19 protein-coding genes and 1 pseudogene are annotated in these 22,081 nt (G+C 61.3%); 10 read left to right on the plus strand and 10 right to left on the minus strand.

The window, feature by feature from the left end:
- Nucleotides 1-28 precede the first annotated feature (28 nt).
- The 10 genes and pseudogenes from FHS09_RS09490 to FHS09_RS09535 all read right to left on the minus strand — a co-directional run bounded on the left by FHS09_RS09490 (nucleotide 29) and on the right by FHS09_RS09535 (nucleotide 7,443).
- Nucleotides 29-349: a chaperone modulator CbpM gene (locus FHS09_RS09490; RefSeq protein ID WP_183459177.1), complete on the minus strand. Its 321-nt coding sequence runs from the start codon at nucleotides 347-349 to the stop codon at nucleotides 29-31.
- 4 nt (nucleotides 350-353) lie between these two features.
- A complete protein-coding gene (locus FHS09_RS09495) occupies nucleotides 354-1,325 on the minus strand; it encodes a DnaJ C-terminal domain-containing protein (protein ID WP_343057457.1) in 972 nt (323 codons plus the stop codon).
- Nucleotides 1,326-1,385: 60 nt separating this feature from the next.
- A complete protein-coding gene (locus FHS09_RS09500) occupies nucleotides 1,386-1,976 on the minus strand; it encodes an RES family NAD+ phosphorylase (protein WP_183459179.1) in 591 nt (196 codons plus the stop codon).
- 107 nt (nucleotides 1,977-2,083) lie between these two features.
- The gene (locus tag FHS09_RS09505) at nucleotides 2,084-2,644 is read right to left on the minus strand and encodes a hypothetical protein (protein ID WP_183459181.1); all 561 of its coding nucleotides are present in this window, start codon (nucleotides 2,642-2,644) and stop codon (nucleotides 2,084-2,086) included.
- A gap of 158 nt (nucleotides 2,645-2,802) precedes the next feature.
- Nucleotides 2,803-3,039, minus strand: a pseudogene (locus tag FHS09_RS09510) (flotillin domain-containing protein); the annotation flags it as partial.
- A gap of 154 nt (nucleotides 3,040-3,193) precedes the next feature.
- Nucleotides 3,194-3,655 carry a DUF4019 domain-containing protein gene (locus FHS09_RS09515; protein WP_183459183.1) on the minus strand — a complete coding sequence of 154 codons (462 nt, stop codon included), beginning with the start codon at nucleotides 3,653-3,655 and terminating at the stop codon, nucleotides 3,194-3,196.
- 115 nt (nucleotides 3,656-3,770) lie between these two features.
- Nucleotides 3,771-5,480 carry a flotillin family protein gene (locus FHS09_RS09520; protein WP_246394726.1) on the minus strand — a complete coding sequence of 570 codons (1,710 nt, stop codon included), beginning with the start codon at nucleotides 5,478-5,480 and terminating at the stop codon, nucleotides 3,771-3,773.
- A 144-nt stretch (nucleotides 5,481-5,624) separates the two neighbouring features.
- A complete protein-coding gene (locus tag FHS09_RS09525) occupies nucleotides 5,625-6,290 on the minus strand; it encodes a YqiJ family protein (protein ID WP_183459185.1) in 666 nt (221 codons plus the stop codon).
- The gene (locus FHS09_RS09530; protein WP_183459187.1) at nucleotides 6,290-6,958 is read right to left on the minus strand and encodes a PspA/IM30 family protein; all 669 of its coding nucleotides are present in this window, start codon (nucleotides 6,956-6,958) and stop codon (nucleotides 6,290-6,292) included. Before FHS09_RS09530 ends, FHS09_RS09525 begins: the two co-directional genes overlap by 1 nt.
- Nucleotides 6,959-6,987: 29 nt before the next feature.
- Entirely contained in the window at nucleotides 6,988-7,443 is a 456-nt protein-coding gene (locus FHS09_RS09535) for a hypothetical protein (RefSeq protein ID WP_183459189.1), read from the minus strand.
- 197 nt (nucleotides 7,444-7,640) lie between these two features.
- On the opposite strand from FHS09_RS09535, the gene FHS09_RS09540 reads away from it, so the two are divergent.
- The 10 genes from FHS09_RS09540 to FHS09_RS09585 all read left to right on the plus strand — a co-directional run bounded on the left by FHS09_RS09540 (nucleotide 7,641) and on the right by FHS09_RS09585 (nucleotide 21,769).
- Entirely contained in the window at nucleotides 7,641-9,023 is a 1,383-nt protein-coding gene (locus tag FHS09_RS09540) for a nicotinate phosphoribosyltransferase (RefSeq protein ID WP_183459191.1), read from the plus strand.
- A gap of 254 nt (nucleotides 9,024-9,277) precedes the next feature.
- Nucleotides 9,278-10,909 carry a TldD/PmbA family protein gene (locus FHS09_RS09545; protein WP_183459193.1) on the plus strand — a complete coding sequence of 544 codons (1,632 nt, stop codon included), beginning with the start codon at nucleotides 9,278-9,280 and terminating at the stop codon, nucleotides 10,907-10,909.
- 157 nt (nucleotides 10,910-11,066) lie between these two features.
- Nucleotides 11,067-12,404 (plus strand): TldD/PmbA family protein, encoded by a 1,338-nt coding sequence (locus FHS09_RS09550; protein WP_183459195.1) that lies wholly within the window; start codon nucleotides 11,067-11,069, stop codon nucleotides 12,402-12,404.
- Nucleotides 12,405-12,431: 27 nt separating this feature from the next.
- A complete protein-coding gene (locus FHS09_RS09555) occupies nucleotides 12,432-14,063 on the plus strand; it encodes a TldD/PmbA family protein (RefSeq protein ID WP_183459198.1) in 1,632 nt (543 codons plus the stop codon).
- A gap of 118 nt (nucleotides 14,064-14,181) precedes the next feature.
- A complete protein-coding gene (locus FHS09_RS09560; RefSeq protein WP_183459200.1) occupies nucleotides 14,182-14,886 on the plus strand; it encodes a DUF4159 domain-containing protein in 705 nt (234 codons plus the stop codon).
- Between the two features lie 6 nt (nucleotides 14,887-14,892).
- A complete protein-coding gene (locus tag FHS09_RS09565) occupies nucleotides 14,893-15,903 on the plus strand; it encodes an AAA family ATPase (RefSeq protein ID WP_183459202.1) in 1,011 nt (336 codons plus the stop codon).
- A gap of 18 nt (nucleotides 15,904-15,921) precedes the next feature.
- Nucleotides 15,922-16,812 (plus strand): DUF58 domain-containing protein, encoded by an 891-nt coding sequence (locus tag FHS09_RS09570; protein ID WP_183459204.1) that lies wholly within the window; start codon nucleotides 15,922-15,924, stop codon nucleotides 16,810-16,812.
- A gap of 1 nt (nucleotide 16,813) precedes the next feature.
- Entirely contained in the window at nucleotides 16,814-17,965 is a 1,152-nt protein-coding gene (locus FHS09_RS09575) for a BatA domain-containing protein (protein ID WP_183459206.1), read from the plus strand.
- Nucleotides 17,958-20,171: a DUF4779 domain-containing protein gene (locus FHS09_RS09580; RefSeq protein ID WP_183459208.1), complete on the plus strand. Its 2,214-nt coding sequence runs from the start codon at nucleotides 17,958-17,960 to the stop codon at nucleotides 20,169-20,171. The genes FHS09_RS09575 and FHS09_RS09580 overlap by 8 nt, the downstream gene beginning before the upstream one ends.
- A complete protein-coding gene (locus tag FHS09_RS09585) occupies nucleotides 20,168-21,769 on the plus strand; it encodes a hypothetical protein (protein ID WP_183459210.1) in 1,602 nt (533 codons plus the stop codon). Before FHS09_RS09580 ends, FHS09_RS09585 begins: the two co-directional genes overlap by 4 nt.
- Nucleotides 21,770-22,081: the final 312 nt, after the last annotated feature.

Here is a 22,081-nt window from a genome sequence, read left to right on the forward strand (position 1 = left end):
GCAATCCGATCGCGGCCAGCGGCCGCTCCTACAACTGCTCTTCGAAACGGCGGAGCTGTGCCTGAAGGTGTTCGATTTCCTCCAGCAGTTCTATCGCCAGCGCCGCGCCGGGCAGGTTCACACCCAGGTCCCGCTTCAGGTTCCGCACCCGTCGCACCCGCCGCACGCAGATACCGCTGAAACGCCACTGGGTCCGCCCCTGGCCCAGGGGTTCGATAACTCCCTCCTCCACCAGCGCGAGAACCTCCTCCGCCGGCAGTTCGCAGGCGCGGCAGAGTTCGCTGAGGGTGAGTTCGTAGCACTCGTCGAGCAGGGCGCCGCTGATCTCCTCCGCGAGTTGGGTTTTCATTGTGTCAGCCTCCCATGCCGCTGCGCGGATTGAAGTCGAAGGCGTCGCCGAAGCGGCGGTAGGCCTCCCTCTCCGACTCGGTGTCAGCCGGTGGCGGGACCACCTTCAGCACCACATAGAAGTCCCCGGGCTCCGCGGCCGGTATGCCGCGGCCCCTGAGCCGCAGCTTGCCACCGGTGGCGCTGTTGGCGGGCACGGTGAGATTGACCGCGCCCTCCGGCGTGGGCACCCGCACCTTCGCCCCCAGCGCCGCCTCCCAGGGAGTTACCGGCAGGTCCAGGTACACCGTCTTGCCCTCCACCGAATAGAACGAGTGGGGATTGAAGTGGATCTCCAGGTACAGGTCCCCGGTGTCGCCACCGCCGAATCCCGGTTCTCCCTGGCCCGCCAGGCGTATCTGCTGGCCCTCGGTGACACCCTTGGGAATCTTCACGTTGAGAGTGCGCTCGCGCAGCTGGGGGCGGCCGTCCGGGCCCAGTTCGGAGTGCTTCAAAGTGATCTGGCGGGTGGCGCCGCGGTAGCTATCCTCCAGGTCGATGGCGATCCTGGCGTAGGTGTTCTCGCCACGGGCGCGGAACTCGCGCCGAAAGCCGCCGCCGAATCCGGGGGAAAATCCGCCGCGGCCGAACAGGCTCTCGAAGAAGTCGCTGAATGCCTCCGGGTCCGCCTCGGTAAAGCCGCCGCCGTGAAACTCGAAGCCCTGGTCCCAGTCCGGCGGCGGGCGGAACTCCTGCCCCGACTGCCAGCCACTGCCCAACTGGTCGTAGGCTGCGCGCTTCTCCGGGTCCTTGAGCACCTCGTAGGCCTCGCTGACCTCCTTGAAGCGGTCCTCGGCGCCCGTCTCCGCGCTCACGTCCGGATGATATTTGCGCGCCAGCTTGCGGTAGGCGCGCTTGATCTCATCCTGGCTGGCGTCGCGTTCGAGGCCGAGGATTTTGTAGTAGTCCTTGTACTCCATGGTCTTATTAAAGACCACCAATGTCCGGGCAGCTGTCGGGATAGCGAAGCGGGAGGGCTACCGACGCCCGGCGGCTCACTACACCACCTGATATCCCAAACTTTCAGCCGCGTTGGCCGCCGCCTCCAGGTAAGCGATGTGCCTCAGTTCCCGCGAAAAGCGCGGCCTGTCCGGCATCGCCGGCAAGGCGCGCTCAAACAGCGCCACCGCCGGCTGCCCGGGATTCATTGAGGAGGTGTAGAAAATGCCCTGTGCCTGGGGATAGGCGTTGTAGATAAGTTGCGCCCAGCGCTGGGCCCGAGGGCGTGGACCGCTGTTGATGGCGGCGGATGCCCCAATACGGGTAGCAAAATCTCCTGACAGATCCACCAGCCGTAGAGAATCGACAATTTCGAATGCAGTCATCACCGGTTTATAGCGGCTGACGTCCACTATTCGGGTCTGCTGGAAAAACTCCGCCAAACAGGTCTTAAAAGCCTGGTCGCCGACGGCGCCGTAGAGGATACCGCGGTCCTGAACCTCCCCCTCGCCGTTTTCATTGCTTAAGTGGTGGTCAAAGCGGCTACTTGTCGGACCGTAGTATCGGAATTCGGGCCATTGGCTGGGGTAGGCGCCCTCTACCCGATGGAGGCGGAATATGGCGGTGCCAGCCGGCAGTGTATTTAGCACAGGCTGGGAGCACCTCTCGAGCAACTGCTCAAGGTCGGGCGGGTCGGGAAACTTTGGCATCAGGATCAGGGGGCATCAGGATCAGGGGGCATCAGGGTCAAGGGGCATCAGACATCCAGCGCCAGGCGCACTACCCGCGCGACATCTCCACCACTTTCCAGAAAGTCCCGGGGACTCACCGGACCATCGACGCCGGGAATCTGTAAATCCTGCGTAGGCGTATCGAAAAACTGGACCACTAGCAGCGGATGCGGCTTGGGCCCAAGTGCTTTGAGCACCTCGGTCAACCCCGGAAGTACCCCGGAGTCGGTGAACTGAAACGAAGGATAGACGCGGCTGGAGTCTTCACTCAGAACATAGAGGCTGCCATCCTGGACCCGCTGGCGCAGGCGACTGCCGGAAACATTGAGGTGCCGACGCACCTCTTCCGGCCCTAGGGAAGTTTTGATGATTGCGCGGTAAAGGGCGTGGGCACGGGCCCGCTGCTCGGCGACAGCCTTGGAGTTGGCAGTAAAGTCAGCACCGTGCGCCTCGAGGAATGCCGATTCCTCAACCGGGAGCGGTTGAACTATCGTAGAGCGCTGTGGGCCATAGTAACCCGCCCTCAGGAAATGCCTGACGTCTCTACCGACCTTTTCGGCAATCTCGTCAATGACAGCATCTGTCATACGCGTCTCACCGCTGAACCGATTCTCAGCCACCATATCTAACGCCTGCTAAAATCGCAAGTACCTGTTAGAAATAGTAGCGCAGATTAACCGGCTTTCCCGGTTGATCTGTGAAGTGGGGCGACCAACATCCCCACTGATCAATTTTCCATAGCGGATCAGGATTCGGTTTCGGTCACCTTGGTGAAATCACCCACACCGGCTTCTTTCAACAGGGAATCCACCAGCGGCGCCATGGCGCGGTGCTTGAGGGCGCTGCCGACCAGGGCTTCCGGCAGGCTCTGGCCTTTCGCCTCGCCGTCGGTCTCGAGAATTCCGCCGCTGGCGCGGCCGTCGATGCCGTTCAGCCCTTCCACGGAGATGATCTTCATGCCCTCGATGCTCTCCAGCGGCTTGACGCTCTTGCGGGTGCGCTATCAACCCGACACCCTATTTGGGTGCCGGGTTATCGAGGGGAAAGGTTTACATAAGGGGACAACGGAATAATGCCGTGTCGCCTATTTGAATTCGACTCCTGTCCCGGCGCCGGGGACAGGAAGCCCAATTGGCTTATTTAATGAAATAGCCCAGGGTGCGCCACTCGCTTGCCACTTTTTCGACGGTCACGGTTTCCGTCGCCTGCGCCTTGTTTTCGAAACTGGTGGCAAAAGTCACCACCACGTAGTCTCCATCCGGCACGCCCGGCAGCGTTTTGTGGCGGCTAACGCTGTCGACTTCGCGCTTCAGTTTGAGGCCGAGCGGCTTCCTGACCTGCTCCAGCATTTCCTGCCATTTCCCCTGCGGGACCTGCTGTTGAAACAACTGCGATGCCTGATTCCAGCTCTGGCCATAGTGGCCGGCATCCACGCCTTCCAGCCAGACGACTACATCCATCACAGCGCCGGATTCGTCAGCTTTCACTGCGACCGACGCGACCGACGCGACCGACGCGACCGACGCGACCGACGCGACCGACGCGACCGACGCGACCGACGCGACCAGTATTGCAAAGGTAAAAAGTATTTTTTTCACAGTATTCCTCCATGATGACTTTTCAACTGCACTACATCTCGAACCTGCACAGGGGAGAATCCGCGGTAGAATCTCTACCATTTCAAAACTCCTGCACAGCGAAGCGAATCGTCGATTAGCTTTCGGTTTCCGGCATCTTGGCGAAGTCGCCGACACCGGCCTCCTTCAACAGGGAATCCACCAGCGGCGCCATGGCGCGGTGCTTGAGGGCGCTGCCGACCAGGGCTTCCGGCAGGCTCTGGCCTTTCGCCTCGCCGTCGGTCTCGAGAATTCCGCCGCCGGCGCGGCCGTCGATGCCGTTCAGCCCTTCCACGGAGATGATCTTCATGCCCTCGATGCTCTCCATCGGCTTGACACTCTCGCGAATGATATGCGGCAGGTTTTCGTGCAGGCTGAGCACTTTCTTCAGTGCCACCTGGGCGTCGTTCAGGCTGTTGAAGGCCTCGTTCATCAGGCGCTGGCCCTCGGCGTCCACGGCGTATTTCTCGCGGTCTGCCTCGACCTTGATGCGAATGGCTTCCGCTTCGGCAGAGGCCTGCAGGCGAAGGGCCTCGGCCTTGTCTTCCGCCGCGGCCTTTTCCGCCTCGGCAGCCACAGTAATGGCTGTGGCCTGGCGCTCGGCCTCTTTCTGCGCCTCGATGATCTCGATCTGCTTGTCGCGCTCGGCCACTTCCACGTCCTTGGCGGTGCGCACCTTCTCTTCCGCCTTCACCGCTTCCGCCAGCGCCACGTTGGCCTGCTGGTCGGCGAGCGATTGCTCCTTGGATTTCTCGGCCACGGCGATGGCCCGCTCCTGTTCGGCGATCTCCACAGATTTTTGCTTGGAAATACGCTGCTCTTCCAGGAAACGCTCGCGTTCGATTTCCTGTTCCTGCAGGCGTTTTTCTTTCTCGATTTCCAGCAGCTTGGTGGCCTGTTCCGCGCTGATGCGCGACTGATCGACTTCGCGCTCCGCTTCGATCGCGGCCTGGCGCGCGGCCCGCTCCTGCGCCGCCTGCTCCTTGGCGATATCAGCTTTCTGTGCCGCTTCGCGGTTTTCCAGTTCGCGCTGCTGTTCCAGGTACGCGTAGCGTTTTTCCCGATCGATCTCCAACTTCAGGCGCTCCGTCTCGAGGTTTTTCTGCTCGATTTGCACCATGGTGTCCTGCTCGACGTCGTTCACCTCTTTGCGGCGCGCCTCGATCGAGCGGGTCATGCTCGCCAGGCCCTCGGCGTCGAACACATTGTCCTGGTTGAAGAATTCCTTGTGGGTCTGGTCCAGGCCGGTCAGGGATACCGACTCCAGCTCCAGGCCATTTTTCAGCAGATCCTCGGACACTACCTGCTGCACTTTCTGCACAAACTGGCTGCGCTGCTCGTGCAGTTCGGCCATTTCCATTTCCGCGGCCACCGAGCGCAGGGCATCCACGAACTTGCCCTCGATCATGTCCTTCAGCGCTTCCGGGTCCAGGGTGCGCACCCCCAAAGTCTGCGCGGCGTTGGCGATTGCGTCGTTATCCGGCTTGACCCGCAAGTAAAATTCCGCGAGCACATCCACGCGCATCCGGTCCTTGGTGATCAGCGCCTGATGCTCCTTGCGCGATACTGCAAGGCGCAGGGTGTTCATATTGACCGGGATGATTTCGTGCAGCACCGGCAGCACCAGGGCGCCGCCGTTCATAATCACCTTCTGCCCGCCCATGCCGGTGCGCACGAAGGAGCGCTCCTTGGAGGCGCGGGTATAAAGGCGCGCGAATATCATGCCGATGACGATCAGGGCCACCAGTACCGCACCGGCCATGAACATCATGGTGGAAAAGTTATCAATCACTTCTGTAATCTCCATTTTTTTAGATCCTTAGTAATGCGGCATAGGGATGTGCCGCCGCTGGCCGAAGGCCAGCGCGAGCCCGCGAAATGCCAGCAGATCCGCGTATCTGCGCCAGCCTTTCGCGGGCGACCGTCAAACAGGTCAAGGATGACTGTTTGACTACCGGGTTAAGGGTTCCATCAGGTGTTTGTTGGTGGGCCTGATCACACGAAAGTTGGCTCCGGACTCCTCCACCAAAAGCACCTTCTCCCCCTGTTTGAAGGTTTCGTCTCCGTCCGGCTCCACCATTACATAATGGGTGGTGCCGAACTCGTCGCTGAAGCGCGCCTCTGCCGGTGAGCCGGCGGCGGCCTCGCCGATAGTGATGACTGCGACGCGGCCGATAAAGGATTTGCGCCCCACCGCTTCAGTCTCGTCGCCGACCGCGAAGCGGCGCAGCAGATTGCCAACGAAGCGCACCTGCGGCAGCGCCAGCAGAAATACCGGCACTGCCAGCAGCCAGGCCGGCAGCACGAAACCCAGCAGCGCGTCGACAAACAGCTGGATTACCAGGCCGGTGATGCCGAAGCTCACCAGAAAGGCGACCAGCAATATCAACGCCGGCACCTCGCCGAAGCGCAACCAGCCGAGCAGCTTGGTGAGGACACCGCCAGCCTCTGTGTCCGGCGCATCCAGATCGACATCCGTATCCGGCAGCAGGTTGTCGAGCAGGTCGGAAATACCGACGCCGATCAGGGTCATGACCCCCTCGAGCACGGCGATCATCAGCATCAGCACCAGGGCGCCGGTAAACAGCAGGTTGCCGTCTTGAAGCAGGAATGTCATCAGACCTCCGCCTGGGATTTGAGCTTGGCCAACCTCTCTTTAATGCGGTTATTGCGCGACAGCTCCTCCAGTTCAGCCAGCTTGCCGGCATCGGCGCTGGATTCGGAGACGGGGACACCGGCGCGTTCCAGAACCCGGTTGAAGGCATCGGTGGCCTGGTCCACTTTGTCCGAGGTAGCGCGGCTGCCGCCCTGCTCCTGACCGGTGGCACCGTTGGTGATGTGATCCGTGGCCTTGGCGTATTCCCGCAGCTGCTCGCGCATCTCGCGCTTCTTGCCCTGGAGCGCGCCGATACAGGCATTCAGCTCGGCGATTTCCTGGTCCGCTTCGCTGACTGCCTTTTCCAGCACCGGAATCTGCGCCTCGATATCCATCTGTTTGGCGATTGCCACTTCCGCCAGATCGTCGCGGCCCTCGCGCATGGCTATTTCAATCTGCGAGCTGAGTTCAACGTGACGGCTGTTTTCATCGTTGAGGGTTTTGCTGCTCAGGTATTTGGCCGCCTCCGCCTTGCCCAGCTGGTCGCGCACTTCCGCGATGGCGTCGTCGATCTCGCGGATCGCCTGCTCCATTACCAGCTGCGGAGTTGCGTTTTCCACCGAGTCCACCAGGGCGTTGGCCGAGGCGGAAATAATGCGCGATATGCGCTTAACCAGTCCTTCTTTCATTGTTATCTCCTTCCGGTTGATTAATTGAATTACTTGTTCAGCAGATTATCGATCTGTTTTTTTATTCGCAGTGCGGAATCCGGGTTGGCGACGCGCGGATTTTCCTGCGCCGCCACCAGCAAAATTTTCTCCAGGAAAGCCTCTATCGCCGGCAGCGCTTTCCGCTCCAGAGCGGGGGTCAGTTCTTCTTCATCCACGCAAGCCTGCACGGCAGCCGCGCTCTCGGCGAGCAGTTCCAGCAGCGCTTCCACCGGCAGGCTTCTTTTTTGTTCGTCGGTGCAGCGGGCCTTGATCGGCAGTACGGCTTCGGCTGAGGCGATGTAAGCGCGGGCAAAGCTCATCATGCCGACGGATTCCCGCGCCATGGCGATCAGCTCTCGTACCTTTTCGCTCTGGGTAACGGCACCGTTGCGGTCGATGGACATCAGGTAGGCGTAGTCTTCCGCTGACAGGCGCGCCGATATGGATTGGCTCTTATTGAGCATGGCGATTCCCTTTCATCGTGATGTATACAAAAGTACACATCCGTATACACAGGGTCAATAAATAATTGATGAAATTCTTTTTATAAAGAAATACACGCCAAATAAAGGGGAGAGGAGAACGAAAAGCCGTGCGCCTTTCTTGGCCCCGCGACACTGCCTGAGCAAAATTTGAGCGGCCGCGGAACTACAATCCGTTGATGACCGAACACAACCTGATCCTCAACGTCGACAGCTACAAGGCCAGCCACTACCTCCAGTACCCGCCGGGTTCCGAGTATGTGAGCAGTTACATGGAGTGCCGCGGCGGCGAATTTCCCGAGGCGGTGTTTTTCGGGCTGCAGGCATTTATCAAGCAGTACCTGCAGCAGCCGGTTTCCGCCGCGGATATCGACGAGGCGGAGGCCATACTGCACGCCCACGGCCTGCCCTGCCACCGCGCCGGCTGGGAGCACATCGTCGAGGAACACGGCGGCCTGTTGCCACTGGAGATATCCGCGGTACCCGAGGGCACGGTGGTGCCGCTGCACAATGTGATGTTGCAGGTGGTGAACACCTGCCCCGCCTGTTTTTGGCTCACCACCTATATCGAGACCGCGCTGGTGCGCGCCATCTGGTACCCGGTGACCGTGGCCACCCAGGGCCGTGAGATCAAAAAGATCATCGCCCGTTACTTGGAGGAGACCGCAGATTCCCTGGATGGCCTGCCGTTCAAGCTGCACGATTTCGGCGCCCGCGGCGCCAGCAGCCTGGAGACGGCGATGCTCGGCGGCATGGCGCACCTGGTGAATTTCCAGGGCACGGATACGGTGTCCGGACTGGTGGCGGCGCGAAAATATTACGGCGCAGATATGGCCGGCTACTCGATCCCCGCCGCCGAGCACAGCACCATGACCGCCTGGGGAAAGGAAAGGGAGGCGGACGCCTACGCCAATATGCTCGACCAGTTCGCCGGGCCGGACAAACTGGTGGCGGTGGTCAGCGACAGCTACGACATCTGGAACGCGATCGAGAATATCTGGGGCGGCGTACTCAAGCAGCGAGTAGTCGACAACGGCGGCACTGTGGTCGTCAGGCCGAATTCCGGCGAGCCAGTAAAGATCGTCACCGAAAGCCTGGAGCGGCTGATGCGCATTTTCGGCTGCCGGGTGAACAGCAAGGGCTACCGGATACTGCCGGACTTTATCCGCATCATCCAGGGTGATGGCATTTCCCGGCGTTCCATTCCCAAAATTCTGCAGGCGATGAAGAAGCGCAAACAGAGCGCCGACAACGTCACTTTCGGCATGGGCGGCGAATTGCTGCAGAAGCTGCACCGGGACATTCTGAGCTTCGCGATGAAGGCCAGCGCCATCCGCATCGATGGCCAATGGCACGACGTGTACAAGAATCCGGTAACCGGGCCGGAGAAGAAATCCAAGCGCGGGCGGTTGGCGCTGGTGTGTGGAGATGGGGGCGAAATGGAGACCATCCACCTGGAGGCGCTGGGCGACTGCGAGAACCTGCTGCGGCCGGTGTTCCGGGACGGCCGGCTGCTGATCGAAACCACTTTCGACGAGGTGTGCCAGCGCGCAGAAATCTAATCCCCGGGGGGGGCTGTGGGAGCCAGCCCTGCTGGCGATTCGCCTGCAAGGCAGGCTCCCACCGCGCTCCCTGTGACTTCGACTCGCCCCCCATCCCTGTCGCCTCAACGACCGGCCACTTTACACTGGCGCGAATCTCGCATATTCCTGCGGAATCATTTGTCCACGGCCGGCAATAACAATAAACAGCAGTCCCGATTCCGCGCTCGCACAGCCCCTCCCCCGGGCCCGATCGGGAATATTGTGGAGGTGCCATGCAAAGAAGAAAATTCCTCAAACTCGCCGGTGTCGGCGCCGGCGGTATCCTGCTGCCGGTCTACGGCATTCCGGTCTCCGCGGAGCAGTTGGCCAGCAATGGCCTGGATATGGGGCAAAAGAAAGCCCTTGCCGACGTCGTGCTCAATACAGCCCGAAAGGCCGGCGCCAGCTACACCGATGTGCGCATCGGCCGCTACCTCAACCAGTTCGTGCTGACCCGCGAAACCAACGTCGAGAATATCGTCAACACCGAATCCTTCGGCGCCGGCATCCGTGTAATCGCGGGCGGTACCTGGGGCTTTTCGGCCACCAACGACCTGACCCCGGACGGCATCGCTCGCGCGGCGCGCCAGGCGGTGGCCGTGGCCAAGGCCAATGCCAAGTACCAGACGGAGCCGGTGCAGCTGGCGCCGGTGAAAGGGGTCGGCGAAGTCTCCTGGCAGACGCCGATCGGGAAGAACGCCTTCGAGGTACCCATCGGCGAGAAGGTCGACTTCCTGATGGAGGTGAACAACGGCGCGCTCAAGGCCGGGGCCAGCTTTATCAACTCGTCCCTGTACCTGGTCAACGAGCAGAAGTATTTCGCCTCCAGCGACGGCTCTTATATCGACCAGGACGTGCACCGCCTGTGGGCGCCGATGGAAGTGACCGTAGTGGACAAGAAGACCGGTGTCTTCAAAACGCGCAACGGCCTCAGCGACCCAGTCGGCCGCGGCTACGAATACCTGGACGGCCGCGCGGAGGACAAGATCCACGGCCAGACCACCCTGTATACAAACTCCTACGATATGGCCGAGGACGCGCGCCTCGCCGCGGAGCAGGCGAGAGCCAAGCTGTCCGCCAAATCCATCCAGCCGGGCAAGTACGACCTGGTGCTGGAACCCTCCCACCTGATGCTCACCATCCATGAATCCGTCGGCCACCCGCTGGAGCTGGACCGTGTACTCGGCTACGAGGCCAACTACGCCGGCACCTCCTTTGCCACCCTGGACAAGTGGCGCAGTGGCAAATTCCAGTACGGCAGCGACAAGGTCAACCTGTTCGCCGACAAGGTGCAACCGGGATCACTGGGTGCGGTCGGCTACGACGACGAAGGCGTGAAGACCAAACGCTGGGACCTGGTGAAGGATGGCATTCTGGTGAACTACCAGGCCACCCGCGACCAAGTGCATATGATCGACCAAAAGGAATCCCACGGCTGCTGCTACGCCGACAGCTGGTCCAGTGTGCAATTCCAGCGCATGCCCAACGTGTCCCTGGCGCCGGGGAAGGAAAAGTATTCGGCGAAGGACATGATCCGCGACGTGGAGAAAGGCATCTATATTCTCGGCCGCGGCTCCTACTCCATCGACCAGCAGCGCTACAACTTCCAGTTCGGCGGCCAGCTGTTCTACGAGATAAAAGATGGCGAAATTGTCGGCCAAGTGGAGGACGTCGCCTACCAGTCGAACACCCAGGAGTTCTGGAATTCCTGTACCGCCGTCTGCGACAGCAGCGACTACCGCCTGGGGGGCACCTTCTTCGATGGCAAGGGCCAGCCTAGCCAGGTGAGCGCCGTGTCCCACGGCTGCTCCACCAGCCGTTTTGACAAGATCAACGTCATCAACACCAAGCGCAATATCGGCTAGCCCTCGGGACCGATGTAGGAGCCTGCTTGCAGGCGAACAGAAACGGAGCTCCGTAGCCTTTCGCCTGCAAGCAGGCTCCTACAACGCCACGTCGTTATGCCGGCGAAAGCCGAAATGATAAGCAGGCAGAGAACAATAAGTTCAGTGGAGAAAAAAAATGGCAATTTTATCCAGAAGTGAAGCGAAACAAATTCTCGACAAGGTGCTGAAATACAGCAAAGCCGAAGCGGCCAGTGCCCAGCTCACCGGCGCCGAGACCGGCAATATCCGCTACGCGCGCAACAGTGTTTCCACCAGCGGTATCGTCAATGATATCGAACTGGCGGTGGAGGCGCGTTTCGGCAAGAAGTCCGGTATCGCCACCATCAACGAATTCAGCGATGCGGCGTTGGAAAAAGTCATGCGCCGCGCCGAGGAGCTGGCCAAGCTGTCACCGGACAACCCGGAGGCCATGCCGTTGCTGGACGAGCAGAAATACCCGAAGGTGAACGGCTTCGCCAAATCCACCGCGGACATCACTCCGGACCAGCGCGCCAAGGCAGCGGCCGACTCCATCATGGCAGCCAGGGAGAGAAAGGTGATTGCCGCCGGCTACCTGGAAGACGCGCGCTCCTTCGCCGCCGTGGCCAACACCAAGGGCCTGTTCGGCTACCACGTTTCCACCTCGGCGAATTTCACCGTGACCATGCGCACCGAAAACGGCCTGGGTTCCGGCTGGGCGCAGAGTGACGTTTCCGATTTCTCCGCCATGAACACCGGCGCCGTTTCCAATATCGCCATCGACAAGGCGGTGCAGTCCCAGGAGGCGCGCGCACTGGAGCCGGGCAAATACACAGTGATCCTGGAGCCCAGTGCGGTATCCGGGCTGGTCGGCTTTATGATGTGGAACTACGACGCGCGCAGCGCCGACGAGGGGCGCAGCTTTATGAGCAGGAAGGGCGGCGGCAACCGCATCGGCGAAAAGATGTTCGACAAACGCGTGCATATCTACTCGGACCCGGCGGACCCGGATGTGCCGGCGATGCCCTGGGCGGAGGACGACTTTATGGCCCTGGAGCGCGTCGACTGGATCAGGGACGGCGTGGTGAAGAACCTGCCGCGCAGCCGCTACTGGGCCAGTCAATCCAAGGAAAAGGAAAAGGCGATTCCACAGCCGAACAACCTGATCATGATCGGCGGCGACAAGTCCACCGCGGAACTGATCAAAAACACCCGCCGCGGCGTACTGGTGACCCGCACCTGGTATATCCGCATGGTGGACCCCCAGTCCCTGCTGCTCACCGGCCTGACCCGCGACGGCACTTTCTATATCGAAAACGGCAAGATCAAATACCCGATCAAGAATTTCCGCTTCAACGAAAGCCCGGTGATCATGCTGAACAACATCGAGGATATGGGCCGCGCCAAGCGCGTGGGCATGTGGGGTTACTCGGCGATGATCCCCGCACTGAAAGTGCGCGACTTCACCTTCAGCAGCCTTTCCGACGCCGTGTAACGGCCACAGCGAATCGAGGATTCAGAAATGGACAGAAGAAAATTTCTCCAGCTGAGCGGCGCCGGCCTGGGCTTTTCCATGCTGCCGCTGTCCGGCAACCTGGTGGCGGAAAGCAAGCTGGTCCACAGCGGTATGGACGTCGCCGTTAAGAAAGAACTGGCGGACGCGACGCTGAACACCGCCACCAAGCTGGGCGCCAGCTATGCCGACGTGCGCATCGGCCGCTACCTGAACCAGTATGTGATCACCCGCGAAATGAAAGTGCAGAACGTGGTCAATACCGAGTCCATCGGACTGGGCGTGCGCGTGATCGCCAACGGCACCTGGGGCTTCGCCGCCACCAACGATATGACTGCGGACGGCATCGCCCGCGCCACCGCACAGGCTGTCGCCACCGCCAAGGCCAATTCCAAATACCAAAAGGAGCCGGTGCAACTGGCCAAGCAGAAAGGCTACGGTGAAGTCAGCTGGAAGACCCCGATCCGCAAAAACGCCATGGAGATTCCGCTGGCGGAGAAAGTCGACCTGCTGATGGAAGTGAACAAATCCGCACTGGATGCCGGTGCCAGCTTCATCAATTCCATGCTGTACCTGGTCAACGAGCAAAAGTATTTCGCCTCCACCGACGGCTCCTATGTCGACCAGGACGTGCACCGCCTGTGGGCGCCGTTCAGAGTCACCGCGGTGGACAAGAAGGACGGCGGCTTCCGCACCCGCCAGGGCCTGGGCCAGCCGGTGGGCCACGGTTTCGAATATCTCGACGGCCGCGCCGAGGACAAGATACAGTCACAGACGGTGTTGTACCGCGATTCCTACGATATGGTCGAGGACGCCAAGCTGGCCGCACAGCAGGCCCAGGAAAAGCTCAAGGCCAAGTCCGTCAAACCCGGCAAGTACGACCTGGTGCTGGACCCGAGCCACCTGTGGCTCACCATCCACGAATCCGTCGGCCATCCGCTGGAACTGGACCGCGTATTGGGCTACGAGGCCAACTACGCCGGCACCTCCTTCGCCACCATCGACAAATGGCGCGACGGCAAATTCCAGTACGGCAGCGACAAGGTCAATCTCTTTGCCGATAAGGTACAGCCCGGCTCCCTCGGTGCGGTCGGCTACGACGACGAGGGCGTGAAGACCAAGCGCTGGGATCTGATCAAGGACGGCGTGCTGGTGAACTACCAGGCGATCCGCGACCAGGTGCATATGCTCGGGCAGAAGGAGTCCCAGGGTTGCTGCTACGCCGACAGCTGGTCCAGCGTGCAATTCCAGCGCATGGCCAACGTGTCACTGCAGCCGGGCGAGGACAAGTTGAGTGTCGACGAGATGATCAAGGATGTGGAAAAAGGGATCTACATCATCGGCGACGGCTCCTTCTCCATCGATCAGCAGCGCTACAACTTCCAGTTCGGCGGCCAGCTGTTTTACGAGATCGAGGACGGCAAGATCACCGGCATGGTCGAGGACGTCGCCTACCAGTCGAACACCCGGGAATTCTGGAATTCCTGTTCGCAGATCTGCGACGAGCGCGACTACCGCCTGGGCGGCTCCTTCTTCGACGGCAAGGGCCAGCCGAGCCAGGTCAGCGCCGTGTCTCACGGCAGCTCGACGACGCGGTTTGATGGAGTGAACGTAATCAATACCAAGCGCAAGCTCGGCTGAATCGACAGATTTGTAGGAGCGGCCGTTGGCCGCGATCGGCCTCTCCAACCTCTCTGGAACCTGATCGCGGCCAACGGCCGCTCCTACAAGTTGATCGAAGACTTAGTGCTGTAAAACCATGCCGCTAACCCGCAGACACTTCCTGCAAAACCTGATTCTGACCAGCAGTGCTCTCCTGCCAGTCGGCACACGCGCACAGCCGGAGCAACACTACGACTTCCACTTCACCCGCCTGATGTACGAATCCGGCGACTGGGACGTGGACCAACGCATGCCGTCCAATCTGCTGAACTCCCTGGTGGAATACACCAACCTGAAAGTCGACCCCACAGAACACATAGTGCCGCTGGCAGACCCGGAAATGCTGCTGGCGCCTTTCTGCTACCTGTCCGGGCACAAGCTGCTGGAGTTCACCACCGCGGAGGCGCGCAATTTTCGCGACTACGCCAACCGCGGCGGCTTCGTTTTCGTGGACGACTGCAACCACGATATCGACGGTCTCTTCGCCAAGTCCTTCGAGGCGCAGATGGCGGAGCTGTTTGGCGAAGACTGCCTGCAGAAACTGCCCCACGATCACGACCTCTACAACTGCTTCTTCCAGTTCGACGAATTGCCGGTGACCAGCTTCGAACTGAACGGCTGGGGCGACAACCTGGTGCACGACTACCTGAAGGCCATTATCGTCGACGGCCGCATCGCGGTGCTCTACAGCAACAAGGACTTCGGTTGCGAGTGGGACTACGACTACCGCAACAAACGCTGGCTCGCCATCGACAACACCAAGTTCGCCGTGAACATCGTTATCTACGCACTGACAAGCTGAATTCCCATGCCAAATACCATTGACAGCACCATAGAAGAAACAATAGAGCAGCGCCTGACCGGGCTGGAAAAACTCAGAAGCGAGATTGGCAAAGTCATCGTCGGTCAACGGGAAGTGGTGGACCAGCTGCTGATCTGCCTGCTGGCCCGCGGCCACGCGCTGCTCGAGGGTGTACCCGGGCTGGGCAAGACGCTGCTGGTAAAAACCCTGGCGGACTGCACCGAGCTGGCATTCAAGCGCGTGCAATTCACACCTGACCTGATGCCCGGGGATATTCTCGGCAGCGAGATTCTCGAAGAGGATCACTCCACCGGCAAACGCTTCTTCAAATTCCAGCGCGGCCCAATTTTTACCAACATCCTGCTCGCGGACGAAATCAACCGCACACCACCGAAGACCCAGTCGGCGCTATTGGAATCGATGCAGGAATACGCGGTCACCGTGGCCGGCGAGACCACGGCGTTGCCGGAACCCTACTTCGTGCTGGCGACGCAAAACCCGATCGAACAGGCCGGCACCTACCCGCTGCCGGAGGCGCAGCTGGACCGCTTCCTGCTGAATATTCATATCGACTACCCGGCGGAACAAGACGAGATCGAAATTCTGCGCGCGACCACCGGCGGCGCCGCGAAGAAGCCCGTGCCCTGCCTGGGCGCCGCCGAACTGCTGGAAATGCAGCGGCTGGTGCGCGAGATCCACGTCAGCGACGATCTCTATCATTACGTCGCACGCCTGGTGCGCGCGACCCGCACCGGCGAGAGCACCAATCCGAAATTACAGCAGTGGATCAAATGGGGCGCCGGGCCGCGGGCCGGCCAGGCACTGATTCTCGCCGCAAAAGCGCGTGCGTTTCTGCAACAGCGCCTCGCGGTCACCCGCGCGGATATTCAAGCGCTGCTGTTGCCGGTACTGCGCCACCGCATCCTGCTCAGCTTCCACGCCCAGGCGGACGGCGTCACGGTTCCGCAACTGCTGCGGGAGCTGCTCGACAGCGTGCCGGAACCCGGGCGGGACTGATACCGTGAGACTAATACCTTGAAACTGACGGACCCGCTGACGCTGGCCGCCACCCGCGACCTCGTCTGGCTGTCGCGGCATATCGCCGAGGGCATGCTGCTGGGAATGCAGCACAGCCAGCGACGCGGCGCCGGTATCGAGTTCCAGCAATATCGCAGCTACGAGCCCGGCGATTCCATCCGCCATATCGACTGGAAACTGTTCGCGCGCTCGGACCGCTACTATGTGCGCGAGGCGGAACAGGAGAGCCAGATGCACGTATGCATCGCCCTCGACACCAGCACCTCCATGGCGCAACCCAGTTTTATCCATCCGCAACTGAACAAACTGCAGTACGCAAAGTGCTGGATCGCGACCTTGTGCTGGCTGCTGCACCGCCAGGGGGACCGCTTTTCCCTGCTGGCGCTGAACGACGGCGGTACCCGCTTTGTGCCGGAGGGCCAGGGCGAGGGGCACCACCGGCGCGTCTCGCTGGAACTTGAACGGTTGCAGGCAATGGGCCACTGGCCGGGAGAAGACCAACTGGCACCGCTCTGGAAGCGGTTTGAACAGCGCTGCCAGGTGGTGCTGGTCAGCGATTTTTTTGAACGTAGCGGAGAGATCAGCGCCTTCGCCAGCCGCCTGCACGCTGCCGGTAGGCCCTGCCTGCCGCTGCAGCTGCTGGTGGAAGCCGAGGAGACATTTCCGTTCGACGGCGAACTGACAATCCGCGATCCGGAATCACCCGCTGTAACCGAACTCAGTGCCCGCCGGCAGCGCGCCGATTACCTGCGCGCATTCGGCGCCGCGCAAAAGGCGCTTGCCGCGCGTTTCGCCGCGCAGGAATGCCCGCTGACCAGCGTCGCCATAGAGCAGCCGCTGGAGCAGTCCCTGCGTCATTTTGTCGACGCGCATTCGAGGATCGGCTGAAATGCTCTGGCAGTCCTCCCAATGGCTTTGGCTGCTCGCCGCCCTGGCGATTCCGCTGCTGATTCACCTGTTGCGGCGCGATGCAACACGGGAAATCACTTTCGCCGCCGTGCACTGGTTGCAGAGGAAACGCCAGCACAAAAAACGACTGCTGTTGCGGGAAAAATGGCTGCTGCTGTTGAGGCTGCTGCTGTTCGCGCTTCTCGCCATTCTGCTCGCGCAGCCGCTGTTGCAACGGGACAACGAAGCATCCGAAAAAGTGCTGCTGGTGGACCCGCGTATCGAACGCGCCGAACTGGAAACATTCCTGGGGGAAAGCCCCGGCTTCGCCTCCGTTCTGTGGCTATTGCCCGATCCCATGCTTATCAGTGAATCGCGGCCGCAGGCGCCGGATCTCTGGCGTACGCTTTCCAATCTCGCCGATGCCGGGGAATTCCGCCGCGCCCATATCCTGTTGCGCAACGCGCAAAACCCAAGCGGTCACGGCGCTCTCTCGGTCAGTCCGTATTGGCAGTGGCACGCGCTGGAGAACGGGAGTAAAGAAAATTCTTCACCCCTGCCCAGGCTGGCGCTGCTGGGCGAAGGTCCCCCCTGGCTTGAAGCGGTGCTGCGGCAATTGCAGGGTACCGCGGCGCCGCAACTGGAACTGCAAAAGCTCACCGCTGCCAGCCTGGCAGGCGCAAGCGAGCAGGACTGGCTGATTTACGACACAGCCGGCGAACTGCCCGTAGCGTTGCAGCAATTTATCCGCGATGGCGGCCTGCTTATTACCGACCGGCGGGTGCAGCCTACGGAGGAAATACAGTTTGTCGAAATCGCCGGTGGCGAAGCGCTGCAAGCCGCCGCACTGGGCCGTGGCAGCTGGCTGCGCTACGGGCGCGACTGGCACAGCGCAGATTTTTTCCACCGTCCGGATCTGCCGGAAAAACTGTGGCAACAGTGGTGCGCCCAGGACTGGGCGCTGCAGGCGCGCGGCCGCGGCCTCTGGTCCATCGATACACCGCCGGGCATTGCGGTAGCGGATGCCGAAGTGCATCGATTCCGCCTTATGCCGATAGAGCAATGGCTGCTGCTGGCATTTGTGCTGCTGCTCGCGCTGGAACGCATAGTCGCACTTGCACGACCCGCAGCGGGGAGTGACGGCCATGACTGATCACGCCCATCAATTATTGCGGCGCGCGGCCCGCCGCTGGCGCGGTGGCAGTCTGTGGCCCTATTTCTGGCTCGCAACGGTTGTCGCCGGGACCAGTGCAATCGGCATTACGCAACTGCAGTGGCCAGGCTGGATTCTCTTCGCGTGCCTGACAGCGATCGCGTTGGCCCTGCTGCTGGATCGAAACTGGCGCCTCTCAACGACCGAAATCTGCCGCAAGCTGGACGGCCGCTTTCCAGTGTTGCAGGACAGCAGTCAACTACTGAACAACCCACCGGATACACTCGGGTCGCTGGCACAAGTACAGCGGCAACGCACTGCCGCCGCATTGCAACAGTTGCGAGATAACAGCGCACTGAAGAATTTCCGGCCTCCTTGGCACCGCAACGCAGTAGCCAATGCCATCGGCGCCAGCTTCGGCCTGATGGTATTTGTCATCGCCAATACGCTGCCACAATCCGATGCGCCCGGCCAGATGCCTGGCGCGCAAGCCGCTGCTGCAGCGGCGTCGATCGAGGTGGTGGAGGCCGTTACCGAAATCCGTCCGCCCGCCTACACCGGCTTGCCCGCGCTGACCCAGTCACTGCAAGTGAAGGCGCCGGAACAGTCCCGTATCACCTGGCGGATCACATTAAATACGCCCGCCGGCGCGCTGACGATGCTCGCCGCCCGCGAGAATTTCGCTTTTTCCCCTAAGGAAACGCTGCCCAGCCGCCACTGGCAACTGACGCGGACGCTGCCCGAAGCGGATTTTTACCAGCTGTCCGTGCACAGTGGGCAGGAAGAAATACTGCTGCCGCAGATTCACAATATCGAGATCGATGCCGATCGCGCGCCGGAATTCTCCTTCAGCCTGCCACGGGACAATGTGACGACGATCAACGCCGGCAGCGAGGCGTCGTCGCTACTGCAGGTCGATGTCGAGGTGACGGACGACTTTCAGGTGGCGGAAACCGATCTGCTGATCACCCTGGCGAGCGGCGACGGCGAAAATGTCCGCTTCCGAAATGACAGAATAAAACTGGAGCCGACCGACACCGCGGAAGGCGCAAAGCGTTACCACTTCAACATGCCGGTGAAGCGGTACCAGATCGAGCCCGGCGATGAACTCTACTGGTTCCTGCAGGCGCGCGACAACCGCGAACCCGAGCCAAACCCGCAGAAGAGCCAGCACTTTATTATCCGCTGGCCACAGGCGGAGATTTTCGGGCTCAGTGATGCCGAGGGCATGGCGATCAAGGTTCTGCCGGAGTATTTCCGCAGCCAGCGCCAGCTGATCATCGATACCGAGGCGCTGCTGGCGGAACGGGAACAGCTCAGCGAGGGGGATTTCCGCAAACGCTCGGAATCCCTGGCCCACGAGCAGAACCTGCTGCGTATGCGCTACGGCCATTTCCTCGGCGAGGAGGACTCGGCGCTGGAACACGATGATGAATCCGGACCCCACCATGAAGCGCACGGCGAAAGCGTAGACGCACATGGGGAGGAACAGGAAGACCACGGGGATCACGAAGACCATGGAAACCACGGAGATCACGGAGACGATCACGAAGCCCCGGCACAACAGTTCGGCGATGCCAGCGGTGTAATCGCCGCCGCGGGCCACAGTCACGACACCTCGGAACACGCAACCCTGTTCGATCCGCAGACCAAGGAGCTGCTGCGCAGCGCCCTGAATGCCATGTGGAGCTCCTGGCGTGAACTGTCGGTGATCGACCCCCGCGCCTCCCTGCCCCACCAGCACACTGCCCTGCGTTACATCAAGGAAGTGCAGCAGGCCTCCCGCATCTATCTGCAGCGTGTGGGTTTCGAGCCGCCGGCCTTGGATCAGAATCGACGCCTCAGCGGCGAGCGGGACGGCGTAAAGCCACCGCGCGTAAACACCACGCGTAGCGACAGTGAGCGCGAACAGCTATTGAAGCTGCTGCAGCGGGTACGCGCAGACGACCCGCTGGATGACGGCACGGCGGAGGAACTGCTGTCACTGCCGCAGTTGCGCGAGCAACCGCAATTGCGCGTGGAACTGTCGAAAAGCCTGCGCCTGTACCGACAGCAGGCGGATTGCACCGACTGCCGCCGGCAGCTTTCCGCGCTGCTGTACCAGCTGCTGCCGGCGCCGCAGGCGCAGCCGTCGCTGCCGAGGGAGCGCGCTACTACAGGCAGTTTCGACAACTGGCTGCAGGAACAAGGCGGAGGACGCGAATGAATTTCTGGATCGCCGCCGTCTGCTTTGCCGCCCTGGGAATTTCCCTGCTGCTGACCGCCCGCCGGGAAAAAGGCGGTGCGCATCGCGCCGGCGCGATGCTGCTGCAGATCGCCATCTGGGGACTGGTCTGGGCACTGGTAAATCCCCCCGCGCTGCTGCCATCGGCGGACACCACCGCGCTGCAAATTGCACTGCCGCAAAGCCGGGACGCGCTGCGCGACCTGCCGCCGATGCGACTGCGTGTGGAAACAGAGAGCGACGCTGCCGGCTGGCAGGTGAACTGGCCGCAGCGGCTATCACTGGGCGAACCCTTGCAGCTGCGCATCGCCCACGGTAGTGGTATCGCGGGCCGGCTGTTTCTTGAAGATCCGTTTGGCGGCGAGGTAGACAGTACAGTGCTGTCCGCGGAAGGTGGCGCGGCGGTTCTCAACGACACACCCAAACTCGCCGGCCGTTGGCTCTACCAACTGCGTATCGAGACGGAAGCCGACGGCGGCACCATCGTGCGCCGTGAGCCACTGCCGGTCCAAGTGCATGCGCCGGAGGCGCCGAGAATTTTGCTGTGGCTGGCACGCCCGGGATTTGAGACCGCCGCCCTGTCGCGCTGGCTGCGCCAGTCCGGCGCCCCCGCCCGGGTAGTTACTCAGCTGGCGCCGGAAATCATACGGCGGGAATCTTTCAACGGGCTGGACGCAAAAACCCCACAGCTGCTCGACCCCAATGGCCCCTTCGATCTGCTGATCCTGGACAGCCACCTGTGGCCGCAACTGAGCCCCGCGCAACGCCGGCTACTGCCGGCCCTGGCCGAAAGAAAATCCCTGCTGTGGCTGGTGAGTGCCGAGGCTCCGCGGGGCTTTCGGGATTACGCCCATGCGCAAGGAATGCCGCTCGCCCCCGCCGATAACTCCGAGATCGAAAATCCATTGGCGAGCAGTGGAGAAATGCCACTGCTGGCGCTGGCCGGCTACCAACCGCAACAAACGCGTCCCGGCGATATCGAACTCGGTGCCCAGCCGATTTACTGGGCGCGCAACAATCCTGGCCAATCGCTGGGTTTTGTGCTCTTCGACCGCAGTTACCGCTGGATCACCGCCGGATTTGCCGCGGACTACGCCCGCCTGTGGAAAACCCTGTTCGACCACCAGCTGGCCCACCGCGGCAGCCGACCGCCGATAAAACTGCGAACCCGACTACCACGCGAGCAGCAGCGGGTAACCCTGTGCAGCACGGCTTTTTCCGAGGCGACGCCGAAATTGGCCGCGGTGGACAACCAAGGAACAGGGAATCCGCCGACCGGTGTGGTCCTTCCCTCCGATGGCGGTGGTGCCTGCCATTCCTGGTGGCCCAAACAGGCCGGCTGGCATCGCATCGACGGCGGTAACGGCGAATTCGATTTCTACGTATTTCCCCGCAACGCCTGGCCGCAGTGGCAGCGGGCCATAGCGCACACCGACACCAGGCAAATGGCCAGCGCCCGCCTGGGCCCGGCTGCGGATATAGAGGTCCCGCGCAATCCGCTGCCGCGGTATTGGATTGCACTGGCGTTGATACTGTTGCTGGGGTTCAGCTGGTTGAAGGAGCGGAGGTCGCTGCGCTGAGAGCCTGTTTGAAGGCTTAAAATAATCAGGGCCACTTCCCGGCGTCTTAAACATCCTACTTTCCTGTGTTTACCCGACATTTGTCGGGTTGCCCGTGCCTCTTCTCCTAACTTATTGTCCTTGTCTGTATGCTCCAAGCGAAGCAAGCCAAATTATGGGTAGAAAATTACATTTCAAAGCAAACAGGTAGCTACCCACTCCCTGTAGGAGCCTGCTTGCAGGCGAACAAGAACAGAGCTCCGTAGTCATTCGCCTGCAAGCAGGCTCCTACAAGGTGGTTCCCTTAAACCGGCGCGGGTTCCCTGTGGGTAA

The sequence above is a fragment of the Microbulbifer rhizosphaerae genome (assembly GCF_014191725.1).
Taxonomy (GTDB): Bacteria; Pseudomonadota; Gammaproteobacteria; order Pseudomonadales; family Cellvibrionaceae; genus Microbulbifer; species Microbulbifer rhizosphaerae.